Source organism: Providencia sp. 21OH12SH02B-Prov (genome assembly GCF_027362595.1).
Taxonomy (GTDB): domain Bacteria; phylum Pseudomonadota; class Gammaproteobacteria; order Enterobacterales; family Enterobacteriaceae; genus Providencia; species Providencia zhejiangensis.
This window is the reverse complement of sequence record NZ_CP114796.1, coordinates 746,709-765,271: the sequence shown is the minus strand read 5'-3', so window position 1 is coordinate 765,271 and position 18,563 is coordinate 746,709. Positions and strand designations below refer to the sequence as shown.

Sequence of the window (18,563 nt, the reverse complement as noted above, 5' to 3'; positions counted from 1 at the left end):
AAATGAGCCAGAATGTTTATCAATTTATCGACTTACAACGTGTTGATCCGCCTAAAAAAACGTTAAATGTACGTAAAATTGAATTTGTAGAAATCTACGAGCCTTTTAGCGCGATCCAAGCTCAGACACAGGCAGATCGATGCCTTTCATGCGGTAATCCTTACTGTGAATGGAAATGTCCGGTGCATAACTATATCCCCAATTGGCTCAAGCTTGCCAATGAAGGACGTATTATCGAGGCCGCAGAGCTATCTCATCAAACCAATAGTTTGCCTGAGGTTTGTGGTAGAGTGTGCCCTCAAGATCGTTTATGTGAAGGTGCCTGTACCTTAAATGATGACTTTGGCGCTGTCACTATCGGTAATATTGAGCGTTATATTAACGATACCGCCTTTGCAATGGGCTGGCGTCCTGACCTTTCTCATGTTGTCCCTGTGAATAAACGCGTTGCTATTATTGGAGCTGGACCTGCTGGTCTAGCCTGTGCCGATGTGTTAGCTCGCAATGGCGTACAAGCGACCGTGTACGATCGCCATCCTGAAATTGGTGGGTTACTGACCTTCGGTATTCCGGCTTTCAAACTCGAAAAAGAAATTATGACCCGCCGTCGAGAGATCTTTACCTCAATGGGGATTGAATTCAAACTCAATACCGAGATTGGTAAAGACCTGCCATTAAATCATTTACTTGCTGAATATGACGCCGTATTCATTGGTACAGGAACTTATCAGTCCACCAAAGGACAACTCGCCAATGAGAATGCAAAGGGAGTGTATGATGCTTTACCTTACCTTATTGCCAACACTCGCCAATTAATGGGCTTTGAAAACCCAGCCGATGCACCTTATGTCAACCTTAAAAACAAACAGGTTGTCGTCCTCGGTGGCGGTGATACCGCAATGGATTGTGTGCGTACCGCTATTCGACAAGGCGCGAAAAAGGTGATTTGTACTTATCGTCGCGATGAAGCAAGTATGCCTGGTTCACCACGAGAAGTGAAAAATGCTCGAGAAGAAGGGGCTGAATTTTTATTCAATTTACAACCGGTGAGTATTGAAGTCGATCAGAAAGGCAATGTGTGTGGAGTCAAAGTAGTCAGAACACAGATGAGTGAGGCTAGAAATGGACGCGCTCAAGCAGAGGTTATAGAGGGTTCTGAACACTTATTACAAGCGGATGCGGTGATCACGGCATTCGGCTTCCGCCCACATGCCATGCCTTGGCTAGCAGAGCATAATGTGCAGCTAGACGCTCAGGGGCGGATCATTGCAAGCAGTGATGAGCTGTTAGCTTACCAAACATCAAACCCCAAAATTTTTGCTGGGGGAGATATTGTTCGCGGTTCTGATTTAGTGGTGACGGCAATTGCTGAAGGGCGCAAAGCGGCAGATGGTATCTTATGCTTTATGGGCGTTTAATCAGCGAACAGATCGCAAAATAAAAACAGAGGGGAAACCCTCTGTTTTTTGATCGATATACTTTACGAATTACTTAATGACTCTGAGTGATGGCCTACCTTTAGGGGGTGGCGTAGGCTCATCATCTGAAGATGACGAGTGCTCACTTGTTGGGTCTGATTCATGGACCAACGTGATGTTATCCGCAGGGTTTTCTTCAATCCCTTCAAGATCAGCTGATAACTGTTCTTCATAGGCGGCTTCCGGTTCAAACATCATCCCAGCGCCATTTTCACGGGAGTAGATTGCGATAATCGCGGCCATTGGCACATATACTTGACGAGGTACACCACCAAAGCGCGCACTGAAGCGTACTTCATCATTCGTAATCTCAAAGTTACCTACTGCGCGCGGTGCTATATTCAATACAATTTGCCCATCGCGAGCAAATTCCATTGGCACATTGATATTTGGCACAGTGACATCCACAACCAAATGGGGCGTCATATCATTATCAAGCAGCCACTCGTAATGCGCACGTAATAGATAAGGGCGTCTCGGTGTCATTGGCGCCATTTCCATCATGCCACTTAGCCTCGTGCCGAAAGACGCATTTCGCGTTCTAACTCAGTCAGTGAAGCTAAGAATGCATCACGTTCAAAAACACGTTGCATGTACATTTGCAGATGTTTGCTGCTTGATGGTTTGAGTTCGATACCTAGTACAGGTAAACGCCACAACAGCGGGGCTAAGTAGCAATCAACCAAGCTGAATTCTTCACTCATAAAGAAAGGCATTTCAGCAAAAACAGGTGATACCGCAATCAGCTCTTCTGCTAACTGACGACGTGCGTTATCCGCTTCCTGTGCCGTTCCCTTTTCAATTTTGTACATCAGAGAATACCAGTCTTTTTCAATGCGGTGCATCAGTTGGCGACTTGTACCACGAGCAACTGGATAAACAGGCATGAGAGGAGGATGAGGAAAACGCTCATCTAAGTATTCCATGATAATATGTGGGTCATATAGGGTCAGATCACGGTCAACAAGAGTAGGTACACTCTGATATGGGTTTAGATCGATCAGATCTTGAGGCAGATGACCAGGTTCGACATGCTCAATCTCAACGCTAACCCCTTTTTCAGCCAAAACGATACGAACTTGATGACTAAAAATGTCGGTTGGGCCTGAAAATAATGTCATTACCGAACGTTTGTTAGGAGCGACAGCCATTAAAACCTCCAAGTTGAATAAAAATGAACTAAACTGTAATAAGTTTTTGAATAATTACGAGCCCGCCCATTTTACAATCCCCTGTGCCAAAGCTCTCATTTATCCATATAGAAAGTCAGCACAACCCTCTCGCTGTAGTGCAGCGAGAAATAAGAAAATAAAAAGCAGTCGCATATTCTAGCAGATTTTGTACAACTTAGGGGGACGTAGATGAGAAAATCATAACTAAATGTAGTTTAAAGTAGATAAAAGACAAAAAATTAGAATATCAATTCAATAATACATGTAAAACTAGTTAAAAAACCTTAGAGCTAACTCTAAAAAATGTTTTTTTAAATAAAAAATGTCAGCCTAAAAATCCTCAACTAACGCCTACTCATAAAGAAAAATGCTGGTAAGGTAAGTTATATCTATTTTGTATAGTCGAACATGAAATAAGTAAGATGGCAAATAAAACGACCAACTTAGTGATTCAATATACAAACGTTTCTAAAAGCTTAATTTAGGGAAGCTTGGAAGGCGAACACTATTCCACTTTAAAATGGCGTTTAAACTGTCAGTTTCGATTGTTTTTCCCTCAATAGACGAATGATTTGTGGTGCGATTCTGAATTCTCAAGTAATAACCCTATGATGCAACCCGTTCGCATACCCACAAAAATTTTTATCCCCGCTGACGGCTCTGTATTGCGCACTTTCGCTGCATAAACATTAATGAAGATTGAACTGCTTGATTCACTCGAATAATAGAAATCTCGTCTGGCACGAGTTACTTAAACCGGCAGGTAAATCAATGACAAAACCTCTTACACTAGCGCAATCAACTTAATGCTATCTCAGCATCAAAAATCCGTTATTAAATGAATCAGTTTTATTTTGATCATTTTTATTGGCCCACCTTACAATACGAAAGCCAACATGAACAATAATATGTCTTAAAAAAGAACGCTTTTACCCATTCGATTTGTCTTGCCACCTAGATACTATTAATTTGCATATCAAAGAAGTTCAGCCTAGGTTATTTCCTGTTTTCGAACACAACTCATTGAGTACTTGGGTATATTATTCAAATAATAATACACAAATATTATGTGCATTGATTTTCCAATAAAAATTCAATTTGAAGTCTATCACTAATATATTAAATTCAATGATATTTATCTTTTCCAGCACGCGCCATAGGGCGAATTCAGATAAAAGAAACCGCTCGCATCTCATCAATAAACATCAAACAATATATTGCGCCCAATAAAAAACCCGCCATAAAGACGGGTTTTTTCATCAATTTTATGCCCAAAGGGCAATAAATTAACGTTTGGAGAACTGTGGACGACGACGTGCTTTACGTAGACCAACTTTCTTACGTTCAACAGAACGCGCATCACGGGTAACGAAACCAGCTTTACGCAGATCAGAACGAAGAGTCTCATCATAAGCCATCAGTGCACGGGTGATACCGTGACGGATTGCGCCTGCCTGACCTGAAATACCGCCACCTTTTACAGTGATGTACAGATCCAGTTTTTCCAACATTTCAACCAACTCTAGCGGCTGACGAACGACCATGCGCGCAGTTTCGCGACCAAAGTACTGTTCCAGTGTACGCTGATTGATTGTGATGTTACCGCTACCTGGCTTAATGAAGACACGAGCGGAAGAGCTTTTGCGGCGACCAGTGCCGTAGTATTGATTTTCAGCCATTGCCTATAATCCCGATTAAATGTCAAGAACTTGCGGTTGTTGTGCCGCGTGGTTGTGCTCGTTACCTGCGTAAACTTTCAGTTTACGGTACATTGCACGACCCAGAGGCCCTTTTGGCAACATGCCTTTAACCGCGATTTCAATCACACGCTCAGGACTGCGAGCAATCATTTCTTCGAAAGTCGCTTGCTTAATTCCACCTACATGACCAGTGTGGCGATAGTAGATTTTGTCTTCGCGTTTATTGCCGGTAACAGCAATTTTTTCTGCATTCAGAACGATGATGTAATCACCAGTATCCACGTGCGGAGTATATTCCGCTTTATGCTTACCGCGCAGACGGCGAGCCAATTCAGTTGCAAGACGACCTAAAGTTTTGCCATCTGCATCAACAACGTACCAGTCGCGTTTTACGGTCTCTGGTTTAGCTGTAAAAGTTTTCATTAAAACTTACCCAATATTGAAGTTACACGTTGGTGAACACTCATGTTCATAAGCTTTGTGAGGTTCACACGACTCTTGTCCAGCAAACCCACCCCTTCGAGCAGCCTAGCCGGCATTAATGCGATATTTCTTGGGAAATAAAAAACATCGCTGTAACGTGGGGTCGCAAGATTATAGAGAAGTCAGCAATAAAAATCGACCCCAAAAACACTTTTTTTTCTTCTTGTCTATATTAGATGTTTTTTTGTACAAAAACTACCAATGAAACTTAAGCCAAATGTGGCATCTTCAAATACTCTTCACTTTGCATTTCTTGTAAACGAGATAAGCAACGCTGATATTCAAATGTGAGCAAAGTACCTTGATAGAGCGATGCCATAGGCACTTGCGCATTAATGATTAACTTCACTTTTCGTTCATAAAACTCATCCACTAACGCTAAAAAACGCCGCGCCGCACTCTCTTGTTTACCGTCCAAAGCAGGCACATCATACAAAAGTACGGTGTGATAACAATTGGCGAGATAAATATAATCATTTTGACTACGAGGCTCCTCGCACAACGCTTTAAAGCTAATTGCCAGCACCCCTTCTGCGGCGTTTATCGCTTGCATTTTACGATGATTAACTTCCAAGATCGGTTGCTGTTCGCCTTTTTTCCCAGCCAGTTTGTTAAAAACCTCATTGAGATGTTGACGACTTTCATCATTAATCGGCGATAAGAAAAGATGGGCTTGAGTTAATGTTCTTAGTCGATAATCAACCCCAGCATCCACGTTCATAATTTCACAATACTTTTTAATCTGCTCTATCGCGGGTAAAAACCTCGCACGTTGTAAACCGTTGCGATATAGGTCATCTGGGATAATATTGGATGTTGCAATTAGGGTGATGCCTCGAGCAAATAAGCCTTCCAGTAAAGTGCCTAAAATCATTGCATCAGTAATATCAGACACAAAGAACTCATCAAAACACAGGACATCTGTCTGCTTTTTAAATTCATCAGCAATAATATCCAATGGGTTTTCTTGACCTTGTAAAGCCATCAGGTCGTCTTGGACCTTTTTCATAAAGCGATGAAAGTGCAAACGGAGTTTTCTATTTCCTGGCAAGCTTTCATAGAACATATCCATCAGCCAGGTTTTTCCTCGCCCCACGCCACCCCACATGTATAGTCCTTTTACAGGCTCGATCGTTGAGGTGTGTTTTTTGCCCAATAAGCGCCCTAAACGCATTTTTAGGCCTGAAGGCTTCTCATTGTGTTCATTTAAAGAGGATGTCGAGATCAACTGCTGATAAATTTCATTTAGACGCTCTACTGCACGTCTTTGTACGTCATCAGGCTGATAGTTACCTTCAGCAAGAGCCTGTTGATAACGCATAATCGGGGTTATCGGTGACATTAACTGAATAATCCTTGAAAAATTTTCGGTTTTTTTACCGTTATATGGTATACACTGCCCTTATTATAACCAGATTCATTTATTATTTAACGTCTAGTTAACGAATGTTAGAGGAGTAAGGAATTTCGTCTTAGTATTCCACTCTTTAGTGATTAACCGGAATTTACTCGTTATACTTCAAGTTGCAGCGTTATTGACGACATTTATTCAGACTCGTCATAGCATTATCTATACTCTTAGCGACTTATTCACTTGTCGCCTCGCTGCACCTCGAATGATTTAGAGTATAGTAATAGATGGATAAGCTTAATTTCTGCGAACAGTGAAGTAAACGAAGGAGTCAGCATGACCTGGGAGTATGCACTAATTGGACTAGTTATCGGTTTCATTATCGGCGCCTTAGTCGTCCGTTATGGTAACCCAAAACTTCGCCAACAAAAGACAGCACAAGCTGAATTAGACAAGAAAAACACTGAGCTAGAAGAGTACCGTAAGGAGCTCGTCAGCCATTTTGCTCGCAGTGCAGAGTTACTTGATAAAATGGCTCGTGATTATCGTCAGCTATATCAACATATGGCACAAAGCTCCTCAGAGTTAATGCCAGATATGCCCGCTCAAGATAATCCGTTCAATTATCGCTTAACGGAATCAGAAGCTGATAATGATCAGGCGCCAGTAAAAATGCCACCGAGAGATTATTCAGATGGTGCTTCTGGCCTGTTCCGCCCTTTAGATGAAAAAGAAAAGTAATTATTCATATATCATCTAAATGGTTCGTGAATCAGAATGAAGAAAAATAATGAGTCTTGAAGGTGGTTCGACACCTTCAATTGCTCTATCACACGAAATATAGCTAACTTATTCACCAGTAAAATCATTTACTGGTGAATACCACATATCCTTTTTTGTTTGGTTAGCACTGGCGAGTTTACTGCTGCTAACTAGTCAGTTAAATACAACACGACAAAAGATCGTCTTATTTAAAGTATTTCTTTTTATTTCAAAACTGTATAGAAGTTCTATTTCATCTACAATCCATGTAAATAGATGTAAAAGAGTGGATATTTGCTACCTGTTGTATGAACTTTTGCGCATAATCCATAGTCATAGCTATCAGTAAAATCAAATCTGATATGAGAAAAATATCGTGATGAGTGCAGCATTGCTGCTACCTGATAAATTTTATTCTTGAGAGAATCTACGGAATGATGAAAAGAAAAAATTTCTTTCTCACTGCGGTCGCAATGAGCCTAGGGTTATCCCTGTCAATTTTACCTTCGATTAGCAGTGCGGCTTTACCTGCAACATTACCAGCCACGGCACAGAGCCAAAATATGCCAAGCTTAGCACCAATGCTTGAAAAAGTGCTCCCTGCTGTCGTCAACATTCATGTTTCTGGTACACGTGTTCAAAACCAACAAATCCCAGAAGAATTAAAATTCTTCTTTGGCCCGAACATCCCTTCACAACAGCAAAGTGTTAGACCATTTGAAGGGTTAGGTTCTGGTGTAATCATTGATGCTGCGCAGGGTTATATTTTAACCAATAATCACGTGATTGATGGTGCAGATAAAATTCAAATCCAACTTAATGATGGTCGTGAGCTCGATGTTAAGCTGATCGGTAAAGATGCACAGACAGATATCGCATTATTAAAAATCACCAATGCAAAAGACATTAAAAATCTCACTGCCGTTAGCATGGCCGATTCCGATAAATTACGCGTCGGTGACTTTGCCGTTGCCGTAGGTAACCCATTTGGTCTAGGACAGACTGCAACTTCAGGGATCATTTCAGCACTTGGACGTAGCGGCTTAAATCTTGAAGGTCTAGAAAACTTTATCCAAACAGATGCCTCTATCAACCGTGGTAACTCCGGTGGTGCCTTAGTGAACCTAAATGGTGAACTGATCGGTATTAATACCGCAATTTTAGCACCGGGTGGCGGTAACATTGGTATTGGTTTCGCAATCCCAAGTAATATGGCTAAAAACCTCAGTGAACAACTCATTAAGCACGGCGAGGTGAAACGTGGGATTTTAGGTATTAAAGGTACCGAAATGAATTCGGATATTGCAAAAGCCTTTAATATTGATGCTCAACGTGGTGCATTCGTGAGCGAAGTTCTGCCTAAGTCTTCCGCGGCTAAAGCTGGCATTAAATCAGGTGACGTCTTAGTCTCTGTCGATGGTAAGCGTATTAACAGCTTTGCTGAGCTGAGAGCTAAAATTGGTACCAGCCAGATCGGTAAAGAAATCACGATTGGTCTGATCCGTTCAGGCAAGCCAATGGATGTTAAAGTTGTTTTAGAAAACAATGAAGGCGAAGCGACTAAAGCGGAAAAACTGAGCGAATCATTACTTGGCGCCACACTATCTAACGCAACCGTTAGCAACACTAAAGGTGTACAAGTTGATAATGTCGCACCAAAATCACCTGCTGCCGCGGTTGGCTTAGTTAAAGGTGACTTAATTTTTGGCGTGAACGACGTTCGTGTTGAAAGTATTGAACAGTTCCGTAAAGTGATTGATGCAAAACCGCCAGTACTGGCAATGAAAGTCTTACGTGGTGGTGAGACACTCTATCTGCTCATGAAAAATTAATCACAACACAAAATTGTTGTAAAAGATCAAAACAGGTACAGTACAAACTGCTGTGCCTGTTTTTTTATGTTATGCTCAATCTCCCTGTACTAACATCAACAAGTTGAATACTCGATATCTTATGGTGAAAAAGCTTCTCTGGGCAGCAATGCTAGGTCTAATAACCGCGATGATCCTTATTGTTGCGGTGCCTTCCCTACGCCCTCAAGGGTTAGCTGATTTGCTTTATGGTAAAATAGATAACGAACCTATCAGTTATAATAAAGCCGTCCGGAAAGCCGCACCGGCTGTCGTTTATGTGTATAGCAGCTCTAAAGGGAGTTTTTCTCAATCAGGCCGTGAATTAAAATCACTGGGTTCAGGCGTGATTATGAGCGCCAACGGTTATATCATTACCAATAAACATGTTGTTGATAATCCAGATCAAATTCTAGTTGCCTTACAGGATGGTTCAATCTTTGATGCTCTATTAGTCGGCTCCGATACATTAACGGATTTAGCGGTACTCAAAATAGATGCCGAAAACCTTCCTGTCATTCCTATTAATAAATTGCGTGTCACCCATGTTGGAGATGTCGTCCTTGCCATTGGTAACCCATACAACATAGGGCAAACAGTGACTCAGGGAATTATCAGTGCAACGGGCCGAGTTGGCTTAAGCTCCACCCGACGTCAAAACTTTCTACAAACGGATGCTTCTATTAATTCAGGTAACTCAGGGGGAGCCTTAATTAATACAGAAGGGGAATTAGTCGGTATTAATACCCTCTCCTTCAGTGCGGGCCAAGGGATCAGTTCAGAAGGTTTAAGTTTTGCTATTCCTACCGCCCTAGCGACAAAAATAATGGAAAAATTAATCCGTGATGGCCGTGTGATCCGTGGTTATATTGGGATCACGGCACGTGAACTACCACAGATTAGAACTAACAATAACAATATTGACCAAATCAAAGGGCTACGTGTATTCCAAGTTGCAGCTAACGGCCCTGCGGCGAAATCGGGGATTCTTCAAGGCGACATTATTTTATCGGTAGATAATAAACCCGCCGTTTCCGCCGCAGAAACAATGGATTTAGTCGCAGAAATTCGCCCTGGCAGTAAAGTACCCGTAAAAATTTTACGTGATGGTGAAGTAAAGGATGTGGATGTTATTATTGAAGAAATTCCTGAAGGTCAAGCTGGCTAGCAAAGGGGTCCTTTACGCTAATTCACGCCATAAAACTAGGTTTCAGCCCCGTATAAAATAGGCCGTTACCATTTACGGTTATTTTAACGTTAGTGTGATTACTGGGTGATATATATTTATTGCCTTATTTTTAATTTATCGGTAGATGTCAATTTTCATTATCTCATTACCTATTTTCTCCCTTCAGAAAATGCGTAGTCACTTTTATCTTTAAATAGCCTTTTTCAGTTCAACACACTTTAGCCAATTGACGTATTACGCTTTTCTGCTCGGATAGCCGATCATTAGCCTTATCGCTGAGCCAAAAATGATATCCGATGTGACTCATACAGAGTATTGCCAATATTTCTTTTCCTTTTAAACGCTACGAGTATTAGCGCATGACTAACGTTCTTATATCAGTTTAATAAGACACATTGCTACATGTCTGATTTCACTATTAATCAATGAACTCTAAAATTCGATATTTAATAAACTCTCGTCTAAAAATAAAATAATGCGATTTAAAATAGAAGACTTAAATAGACTAAATAAAAAAACATTTCCATTTCAAAAAATGAAATAGATAAAAAGCCATGAATAAATTGATTATCAGTTTATAGAGCAAGTTTTATATTCTATTCATGCCAGCAAATAAGGAATATCAACCAAAAATGGTTAATTAATTTATACCCAACCTCTATTTTAGAAAAAAAGAGCATTTAAAAAACCAACCATAAAAAATAATGGTGATTTAATTTTAATTTAATCACTTTCTTGTGCAAGATATTTCTGTCATCTATCTTTAAATTGAAATTTACAGATGCCATGTAAATAAAAAACAAATCTCATTTAAGGAATAATTATGATTAAGAAAATCTCAGCAACCATTATGCTATCATTGCTATTTGCTTCTGGTGCACAAGCGGCTTGTAAAATTGTGAACTCCGGATTGCAAAATAAAACAATATACGCTGGTGAAAAAAATCCCATGATTGTTAGCAATATCCAACAAGCTGGAAAAGTTTTAGCTGACACGCTTGTTACACCACAAGAAATATCTCTGCAAACCCATATTGATTTAGAAAAAGTATTATTTGTTTGTGATGAATCAGATAAAGATAAACTCTATGAGTTAGCCTATAGACCTTATGGTTGGGCTGATAATGCAACACCGGCATACAGTGAAAATAAGATTCAATTTTTTAAAACAAGTGCTGTGGGAGTTTACTTCCAGTTTTTCTTGGGTGAAGGTTCTGAATATGAATTCCTTCCATATAAAACAATGAAAAAAATATCATCTAGCCCATCTGTAACACAACCGAATAAAATCGAAGTAAAATTAAAAGATTTTTCAGGTGTTAGAAACTTACAAATTCGCTCAGATAATATGAATGTCCCTAATGGTGAACAAACAATTGCGGGTGTTTCCCGTGGAATTGTCGCATTTATTGGCCCTGGTATTAATGATAATTTAAATAATTCTAGCGGAGTTATTACTGCATCTCCGGTTGGAGAAAGTTATTTAAATGTCGCTCAATATCCGGCCAAAGTAAAATTAGACCAATGCGCGCAATAAAATAAATGTTCTCCACGAAACGTTAGTGACAATATTCACTAACGTTTTTCATTTTTAATGAAAACATGTTTATATTGATATTAAAACTATTTAATTAAGCGGTTAAAAACAATGAGAGCACTGTTAATATTATCGATACAGTAGCAAATAGCGTGAACTTAACGAATGATTTACTAAGAAGATATAAAGATTGAATTCCTCTTTCCCATAGGACCCAATGATTCCCCCTAAAAATAGCCAAACAACTGCGATGTTGTTGGCCTCCTTCAATCAAATCATGAAACTTATAGTCAAATGAGAACTCAGCAAAAAATTAATCAAATCTCACGTTATCTATATTAACGCTGTTAATAGCAAAAATAATCGTCTTGGCCTTAGCTTTTATTTTGCAGGACCAAGCTCTCTTTTCTCTTTGTTAATTAACGTCTTCAATTAAAGGTAAAAGGAGGCATATCAAAAGTGATAAATACAGGTTCATTTGAGGGGGAGAAGATGCTCACGGTAAGTGGCGAGCATCAACAAATTAAATATCACAATAATGTGATTAGGAGTCATTACTGGGCATTGAAACGTATGTTCAGCCTCATACTCGGCCTTAAGCGACCAGAATCACCTTTTAAACGAATAGAGGGATTGAAAGTGAAGCAAGCCCTTCGTAAAGGGCAAGCAAAATGTAGACTTTCTTCTGTATTGGCAACAGCACCCTTAATCTTCAGAGTGGATACGCTCAATATTCGCACCTAAGCCACGTAGCTTATCTTCAATGTGCTCATAACCACGGTCAATGTGATAAATACGATCAACTGTCGTCGTGCCTTCTGCGATACAACCCGCAATCACCAAACTTGCAGATGCACGTAAATCCGTTGCCATAACTTGCGCGCTCGTCAGTTTCTCAACACCATGACATAGCACTGTGTTGCTTTCGATTTCAGCATGAGCGCCCATACGGATAAGTTCAGGGATATGCATAAAGCGATTTTCAAAAATGGTTTCAGTGATCATACCAGCCCCTTCAGCCACTAGGTTTAAAAGGCTAAATTGAGCTTGCATATCTGTCGGAAAACCTGGGTGTGGTGCGGTACGTAACGTCACTGCTTTGGGACGTTTACCTTCCATATCAAGGCTGATCCAATCGTCACCGATTTCAATTTTAGCACCTGCTTCACGCAGTTTTGCCAAAACAGCATCCAGTGTATCTGGACAGGCATTGCGGCAAATCACTTTTCCTCTTGAAACGGCTGCTGCAATAAGGAAAGTGCCGGTTTCGATGCGGTCGGGTAACACACGGTAAGTTCCCCCACCCAACCGTTCAACCCCTTCAATAACAATACGGTCAGTACCCGCACCAGTAATTTTGGCACCTAACGTATTCAAGAAGTTAGCTGTATCCTCAATTTCTGGCTCACGGGCAGCATTTTCGATCGTTGTTGTCCCTTCTGCCAATGTGGCTGCCGTCATAATGGTGACAGTCGCGCCCACACTGACTTTATCCATAACGATGCAAGCGCCTTTTAAACGGCCATCAACGGTCGCTTTTACATAGCCATCTTCTAATACAATGTGTGCGCCAAGTTGCTCTAACCCAGAAATATGTAGGTCAACAGGACGTGCTCCGATAGCACAACCACCTGGCAATGAAACTTCCCCATGACCAAAACGTGCAACCAACGGCGCAAGAGCCCAAATTGATGCGCGCATGGTTTTAACTAGATCATAGGGAGCACAATATTCTGTAACATGTCTTGCATCAACATAAATGGAACCATTGCGCTCAACTTTGGTTCCTAATTGATTGAGAAGTTTGATAGTCGTATCAATATCTCTAAGTTTAGGGACATTTTGTATTTCTACTGGCTCTTCGGCTAGTAGCGCAGCGAACAGAATTGGTAGTGCAGCATTTTTGGCACCGGAGATTGTCACCTCACCCTCTAAACGAGTGGGCCCTTTAACTAAAAATTTATCCATTCGGTTACTCTCGTATTCATATTCATCCTATTTCGGATTGCAAATGTCTTCAGAAAAGTAGGACTATCGCGTTCCTTACGCCTAGTGCTATCTATATTGACTCACTGCATGCAACCCGAGATAGTTTTGAGTATAGATTTTAAATACTGTTCGCAGTTTTTTATCAAAAACCGTTTAGCTTGCGGTCACGTGCCCAATCAGCTGGGGTATATGCCTTAATTGAAAGCGCATGAATACGGTTGTCCGCGATATACTCCATCAAAGGAGCATAAACAGCTTGCTGCTGCTTGACTCTGCTCATATTTTCAAACATGGCACCGACGGCAATAACCTGAAAGTGGCTGCCATCACCATTAACAATCACCTCATCCAGAGATAGCTTGTCCATCAATACTTGTTTTATTTCGTTGGTTTCCATATATGACTCAATTTTATCATCATCGATTTTGGTATAAATAGACGTCTATCCTAAAGGATCCGAAACAAATCTTAAACCAAAGAAAACGCCCCCGGTGCATAAAAACACGCAGAGGCGCTTTTTTTACACAAACTGACCTTAACTTAGCAATAATGACTTAACGCCATACAGTTCCATCAAGGTTGTTAAATTATCGCTCATTCCCACTATTTGTAGTGAGCGTTTTTGCTGCTCAAACTCACCTTTTAAACGGACCAACATAGCGAGTCCAGTTGAGTCAACGTGATCCAAGCCTGACACATCGATTTGCTCAACTTGGGATAACAAAGTCTCACGCTGCTCCCAAAATACGAGCAAAGACTCTCGGCCTAATGTGCCAGATAGTTTAACTGTTGACGATGCGGTGTCCCACGTAAGCGCATGACTCATGTGATTATTTCTCATCCAGAGTAATAGGTGCTTTCGCACTGATTTCTAACTGTTTTGTTAGACCATCAATACCTTGTTTACGTAAAATATCGCCCCATTCATTTTGCTTAGTGGTGATCATACTGACACCCTCTGCAATCATATCATAAGCTTGCCAGTGGCCTGTTTTGCTATTTTTACGCCATTGGAAGTCTAGGCGCACAGGCGGGCGACCATTAGGATCGATAATGGTGACTCGGATCGCGACGATATTTTTATCGCCAAGAGGCTGCTCTGGCGCTATTTGATACGTTTGACCATGGTACATCGCCAATGCTTGGCCATAGACTTGTTCAAGGTAAGCTTCAAAAGCGGCAAAATATGCTTCACGCTGTGCAGGCGTTGCATTTTTGTAGTAAGTTCCTAGTACGAGTGCTCCCGCATATTTAATTTGTACATAAGGCAGCAGCTCTTCACGAACAATAGTTCGTAAGTAGTTAGGATCTTTACGGATTTTAGGCTGTTCTTCCTTCAATCGTGTAAACGTTTTTTCAGCCGCTTCATCCATGAGTTTATAGGGGTTGGTTTGGTCAATCGCCATTGCAAATGGTGCAATCGCCAGCATGGCTATCATCATTAAGCGCTTAAACATAAATTATTCCTTCTAAATCCGTATTAATGTCGAATCAATTTGCTGTAGGATCAGCACCTTGACTATCTCCACTCTTATATAGGAACTGCCCTATCAGATCTTCTAATACCATCGCAGGTTTAGTATCTTCTAAGCGCCCCCCATCTTTAAGGGTTTCAATTCCTAATTCTTCACCAGAAGGGCCAATATTCATTGCAATATATTGTTCTCCTAGCAAACCAGAAGTACGAATAGATAACGAACTTGAATCTGGAATGTTGTCATACTCACTCAACAAATCAATTTTCACATCAGGCACATAGTTATCTTTATTCAGCGTAATGCTTGCAACTCGACCAATCACAACACCGCCCACTTTCACTGGGGAACCTTCTTTTAAGCCACCAATGTTTTCAAAAGAGGCAGAAACCTGATAGGTGGATTGACTACCAATTGACTTTAAATCAGCCACTTTTAGACATAGAAAAACAATTGCTGCAATTGCCAGCAGCATAAAACAACCTACCCATATTTCACTTTTTTTACTTTGCATGACTTAGTTCCCAAACATCAGTGCTGTAAGTACAAAATCTAGACCAAGAACCGCGAGTGATGCATGAACAACGGTTCGTGTTGTCGCTCGGCTTATCCCTTCCGATGTTGGGATAGCGTCATAGCCATTAAACAATGCAATCCAAGTGACTGTGATGGCAAAGACAAGACTCTTGATAAAGCAATTCACAATATCCATGCGCCAATCAACAGAAGATTGCATTGAAGCCCAAAAAAAGCCTTCATCAATCCCTTTCCAATCAACGCCAACCAATGCACCACCGAGGATCCCTACGGCAACAAAGATAAGTGATAGCAATGGCATACTAATAAAGCCAGCCCAAAAACGCGGGGCAATCACTCGACGTAAGGGGTCGACAGCCATCATTTCAAGGCTTGATATTTGCTCAGTCGCTTTCATCAGGCCGATTTCAGCGGTTAATGCAGAGCCAGCACGCCCTGCAAACAGCAGTGCTGTCACGACAGGCCCTAATTCACGCAATAACGATAATGCCACCATCATTCCGAGACTGGCTTCAGCACTAAAGGTTGTTAGAACAAGATAGCCTTGTAACCCAAGCACCATACCAATAAATAGCCCTGAAACAGCAACTATTAACAATGATTGCACACCAACAGCGTACAATTGCCTAATTAACAGTGGCCATTGTTTGGAAAATTCGGGTTTTCCAAACAATGAACGAAACAGCATATAGCCGGCTCGCCCAAAAGCCGAAAAAATTTCAATCCACCGACGTCCGAAGGCAGCGATTGCCTCTACTATCATCTTATTTTACCCTAATAAATCAGCCAGATAATCATTGGCGGGGAAACGGAATGGTACAGGCCCGTCAGCAATACCATCTAAAAACTGCCTAACGCGTGGTTCTTGGTTATCTCTTAACTCATCACCAGTCCCTTGTGCAATCACATGCTGCTGAGCAACGATATAGGCATTGTCAGCAATACTAAGCACTTCTGGCACATCATGAGAAACCACCACGCAGGTCACGCCTAATGCTTGATTCAGCTCATCAATCAATTTGACTAGCACGCCCATCGTAATGGGGTCTTGTCCAACAAAAGGCTCATCAAACATAATTAGCTCAGGGTCAAGTGCGATAGCTCGAGCCAAAGCTGCTCGTCTTGCCATCCCCCCCGATAACTCTGAAGGCATCAATTTTGCAGCCCCTCGTAAACCTACCGCTTCTAGCTTCATCATGACCGTAGTATGGATCAATGATTCCGGTAAGTGAGTATGTTCACGTAAAGGAAATGCTACGTTGTTAAAAACATCCATATCAGTAAATAGCGCCCCAGACTGGAACAACATGCTCATTTTTTTACGAGCCTGATACAGTTTTGAGCGTGATAATTCCGGAATATTATCACCATCGAACCAAATTTCACCTTGATTTGGGCGTAACTGGCCGCCAATAAGGCGTAATAGCGTGGTTTTCCCTATTCCCGATGGCCCCATTATTGCCGTTATCTTACCCCGTGGTACTGTTAGGTTAATATTTTCAAATATTTTCCTATTGCCACGAGTAAAAGACATGTCACGCACTTCGATTAAGTTGTCTGTCTTTGTTTGCATTTGTTTGATAGCCCGTCACATCATCAATTTTTATTTTCTCAAAGCGCTAGGCTCGCGATTTTACAGAAAAATAGACCAAAAATCGTCTAATATCACATCTGATTTTATTTATAGTATTATAACGTTCTAAATAGCGTTATTGGTGTGAAAAATGTGTTTTTTTATATCTAAAAGATACATACAACAACAGAATTATTAATAGTTAAACATTATTTTTGCGCAATTGAAGCAGATAGCTCTTAGACTTTAAAAATTTGTTATTCGTTGAGAATACTAAAGTTCATCATTCTTTATTTGGTTTATGATGCTAATGAATACCGAGAGCCACTGACTTAAGCTTTTGTTAATCTCCGCCAGTCATCATTGATTAAAATATAATTAATATTCGACTGATTTGACAAAGCACTTACTGATAGTAAGTATTCGTTATACAATTCGCGCTCGCTAATCCGATTAACTGAAAAGCTACGCATGGAACAGAAAATGTCAAACATCGATTTTCAGCAAGTAGGCAAAGAAGTTCTCCATATCGAAAGTGAAGGCCTAAAAAATTTAGAACAATATATCAACGATGATTTTACCCACGCTTGTCAGCGCATTTTTGCTTGCCAAGGAAAGGTCGTTGTTATGGGTATGGGAAAATCGGGTCATATTGGGCGAAAAATTGCAGCAACCTTGGCCAGTACAGGTACACCTTCTTTCTTTGTGCATCCTGGCGAAGCTAGCCATGGCGATCTGGGAATGATTACTCATAAAGACATTGTATTGGCAATTTCTAACTCTGGTGAATCGAGTGAAATCCTAGCGCTATTGCCTGTTTTAAAACGAATTAAAGTTCCATTGATCTGCATGACCAATAACCCTAATAGTAATATGGGTAAATATGCCGATGTTCACCTCTGCATAAAAGTGCCAAAAGAAGCGTGCCCATTAGGCTTGGCCCCTACCACAAGTACCACCGCAACGCTGGTGATGGGGGATGCATTAGCGATTGCCTTACTCACCGCGAGAGGCTTTACGCCGGAAGATTTCGCACTTTCTCACCCTGGTGGCGCACTTGGGCGCAAACTTTTATTATTAGTTCGTGATTTAATGAATGTCGGTGATGATATTCCTCATATTCCACAAACAGCGACGTTACGTGAAGCATTAATTGAGATTACTCGCAAAAAATTAGGCATGACTGTGATTTGTGATGACGAGATGAATATTGCTGGTATTTTTACAGATGGTGATTTGCGTCGCATCTTCGATATGGGTATTGATCTTAACAACGCAAAAATAGCCGATGTGATGACGCCAGGTGGCATCAAAATAACCCCGAATATGTTAGCGGTAGAAGCACTTAACCTTATGCAGTCTAAACATATTACTTCATTGATGGTCGCAGAAGGTAATAAGCTAGTCGGTGTTTTACATATGCATGACCTTTTACAAGCTGGTGTTGTATAAAGAAAAGGAATGATT

18 protein-coding genes are annotated in these 18,563 nt (G+C 40.9%); 6 read left to right on the top strand and 12 right to left on the bottom strand.

The genetic code is table 11. From position 1 onward, the window contains the following. Positions 1 to 2: 2 nt before the first annotated feature. Positions 3 to 1,418: an FAD-dependent oxidoreductase gene (locus tag O7C57_RS03645; protein ID WP_269723632.1), complete on the top strand. Its 1,416-nt coding sequence runs from the start codon at positions 3 to 5 to the stop codon at positions 1,416 to 1,418. A gap of 69 nt (positions 1,419 to 1,487) precedes the next feature. On the opposite strand, the gene sspB is transcribed toward O7C57_RS03645, so the two are convergent. From sspB to zapE, 5 genes are all read right to left on the bottom strand, one after another. Continuing rightward, positions 1,488 to 1,979, bottom strand: coding sequence for a ClpXP protease specificity-enhancing factor (gene sspB, locus O7C57_RS03640; RefSeq protein WP_251465242.1), 492 nt, complete (start codon positions 1,977 to 1,979; stop codon positions 1,488 to 1,490). Between the two features lie 8 nt (positions 1,980 to 1,987). Then, positions 1,988 to 2,629 (bottom strand): stringent starvation protein SspA, encoded by a 642-nt coding sequence (gene sspA, locus O7C57_RS03635; protein WP_154621896.1) that lies wholly within the window; start codon positions 2,627 to 2,629, stop codon positions 1,988 to 1,990. Positions 2,630 to 3,936: 1,307 nt separating this feature from the next. Next, positions 3,937 to 4,329, bottom strand: a complete 393-nt coding sequence (gene rpsI, locus O7C57_RS03630) for a 30S ribosomal protein S9 (protein WP_004258235.1) — start codon at positions 4,327 to 4,329, stop codon at positions 3,937 to 3,939. Between the two features lie 15 nt (positions 4,330 to 4,344). Beyond that, on the bottom strand, positions 4,345 to 4,773 hold the full coding sequence (gene rplM / locus O7C57_RS03625; RefSeq protein WP_004925433.1) for a 50S ribosomal protein L13: 429 nt from the start codon (positions 4,771 to 4,773) through the stop codon (positions 4,345 to 4,347). Between the two features lie 268 nt (positions 4,774 to 5,041). Further along, positions 5,042 to 6,175, bottom strand: a complete 1,134-nt coding sequence (zapE, locus tag O7C57_RS03620; RefSeq protein WP_163862997.1) for a cell division protein ZapE — start codon at positions 6,173 to 6,175, stop codon at positions 5,042 to 5,044. A 345-nt stretch (positions 6,176 to 6,520) separates the two neighbouring features. Between zapE and zapG the strand changes: the two genes are divergently transcribed. From zapG to O7C57_RS03600, 4 genes are all read left to right on the top strand, one after another. Further along, positions 6,521 to 6,925 (top strand): Z-ring associated protein ZapG, encoded by a 405-nt coding sequence (gene zapG, locus O7C57_RS03615; protein WP_154622910.1) that lies wholly within the window; start codon positions 6,521 to 6,523, stop codon positions 6,923 to 6,925. A 458-nt stretch (positions 6,926 to 7,383) separates the two neighbouring features. Next, complete coding sequence (locus tag O7C57_RS03610; protein ID WP_167520937.1) at positions 7,384 to 8,778, top strand: Do family serine endopeptidase; 1,395 nt, start codon at positions 7,384 to 7,386, stop codon at positions 8,776 to 8,778. A gap of 121 nt (positions 8,779 to 8,899) precedes the next feature. After that, positions 8,900 to 9,964, top strand: a complete 1,065-nt coding sequence (gene degS / locus O7C57_RS03605; protein ID WP_154622912.1) for an outer membrane-stress sensor serine endopeptidase DegS — start codon at positions 8,900 to 8,902, stop codon at positions 9,962 to 9,964. Between the two features lie 844 nt (positions 9,965 to 10,808). Next, complete coding sequence (locus O7C57_RS03600) at positions 10,809 to 11,522, top strand: hypothetical protein (RefSeq protein ID WP_154624910.1); 714 nt, start codon at positions 10,809 to 10,811, stop codon at positions 11,520 to 11,522. Positions 11,523 to 12,227: 705 nt separating this feature from the next. Here O7C57_RS03600 and murA read toward each other — a convergent pair. From murA to mlaF, 7 genes are all read right to left on the bottom strand, one after another. Beyond that, positions 12,228 to 13,490, bottom strand: a complete 1,263-nt coding sequence (gene murA, locus O7C57_RS03595) for a UDP-N-acetylglucosamine 1-carboxyvinyltransferase (RefSeq protein ID WP_154624909.1) — start codon at positions 13,488 to 13,490, stop codon at positions 12,228 to 12,230. 163 nt (positions 13,491 to 13,653) lie between these two features. Continuing rightward, positions 13,654 to 13,908 (bottom strand): BolA family iron metabolism protein IbaG, encoded by a 255-nt coding sequence (gene ibaG, locus O7C57_RS03590; RefSeq protein ID WP_154624908.1) that lies wholly within the window; start codon positions 13,906 to 13,908, stop codon positions 13,654 to 13,656. A 138-nt stretch (positions 13,909 to 14,046) separates the two neighbouring features. Next, entirely contained in the window at positions 14,047 to 14,337 is a 291-nt protein-coding gene (gene mlaB, locus O7C57_RS03585) for a lipid asymmetry maintenance protein MlaB (protein ID WP_154624907.1), read from the bottom strand. A 4-nt stretch (positions 14,338 to 14,341) separates the two neighbouring features. Further along, entirely contained in the window at positions 14,342 to 14,968 is a 627-nt protein-coding gene (gene mlaC / locus O7C57_RS03580) for a phospholipid-binding protein MlaC (RefSeq protein ID WP_163863000.1), read from the bottom strand. Between the two features lie 34 nt (positions 14,969 to 15,002). Further along, positions 15,003 to 15,500, bottom strand: coding sequence for an outer membrane lipid asymmetry maintenance protein MlaD (mlaD, locus tag O7C57_RS03575; RefSeq protein WP_163863002.1), 498 nt, complete (start codon positions 15,498 to 15,500; stop codon positions 15,003 to 15,005). A 3-nt stretch (positions 15,501 to 15,503) separates the two neighbouring features. Then, positions 15,504 to 16,286, bottom strand: a complete 783-nt coding sequence (gene mlaE / locus O7C57_RS03570) for a lipid asymmetry maintenance ABC transporter permease subunit MlaE (protein ID WP_154624904.1) — start codon at positions 16,284 to 16,286, stop codon at positions 15,504 to 15,506. Between the two features lie 6 nt (positions 16,287 to 16,292). Next, complete coding sequence (mlaF, locus tag O7C57_RS03565; protein ID WP_249999315.1) at positions 16,293 to 17,096, bottom strand: phospholipid ABC transporter ATP-binding protein MlaF; 804 nt, start codon at positions 17,094 to 17,096, stop codon at positions 16,293 to 16,295. A 483-nt stretch (positions 17,097 to 17,579) separates the two neighbouring features. On the opposite strand from mlaF, the gene kdsD reads away from it, so the two are divergent. Next, positions 17,580 to 18,548 (top strand): arabinose-5-phosphate isomerase KdsD, encoded by a 969-nt coding sequence (gene kdsD, locus O7C57_RS03560; protein WP_154624902.1) that lies wholly within the window; start codon positions 17,580 to 17,582, stop codon positions 18,546 to 18,548. Positions 18,549 to 18,563 lie beyond the last annotated feature (15 nt).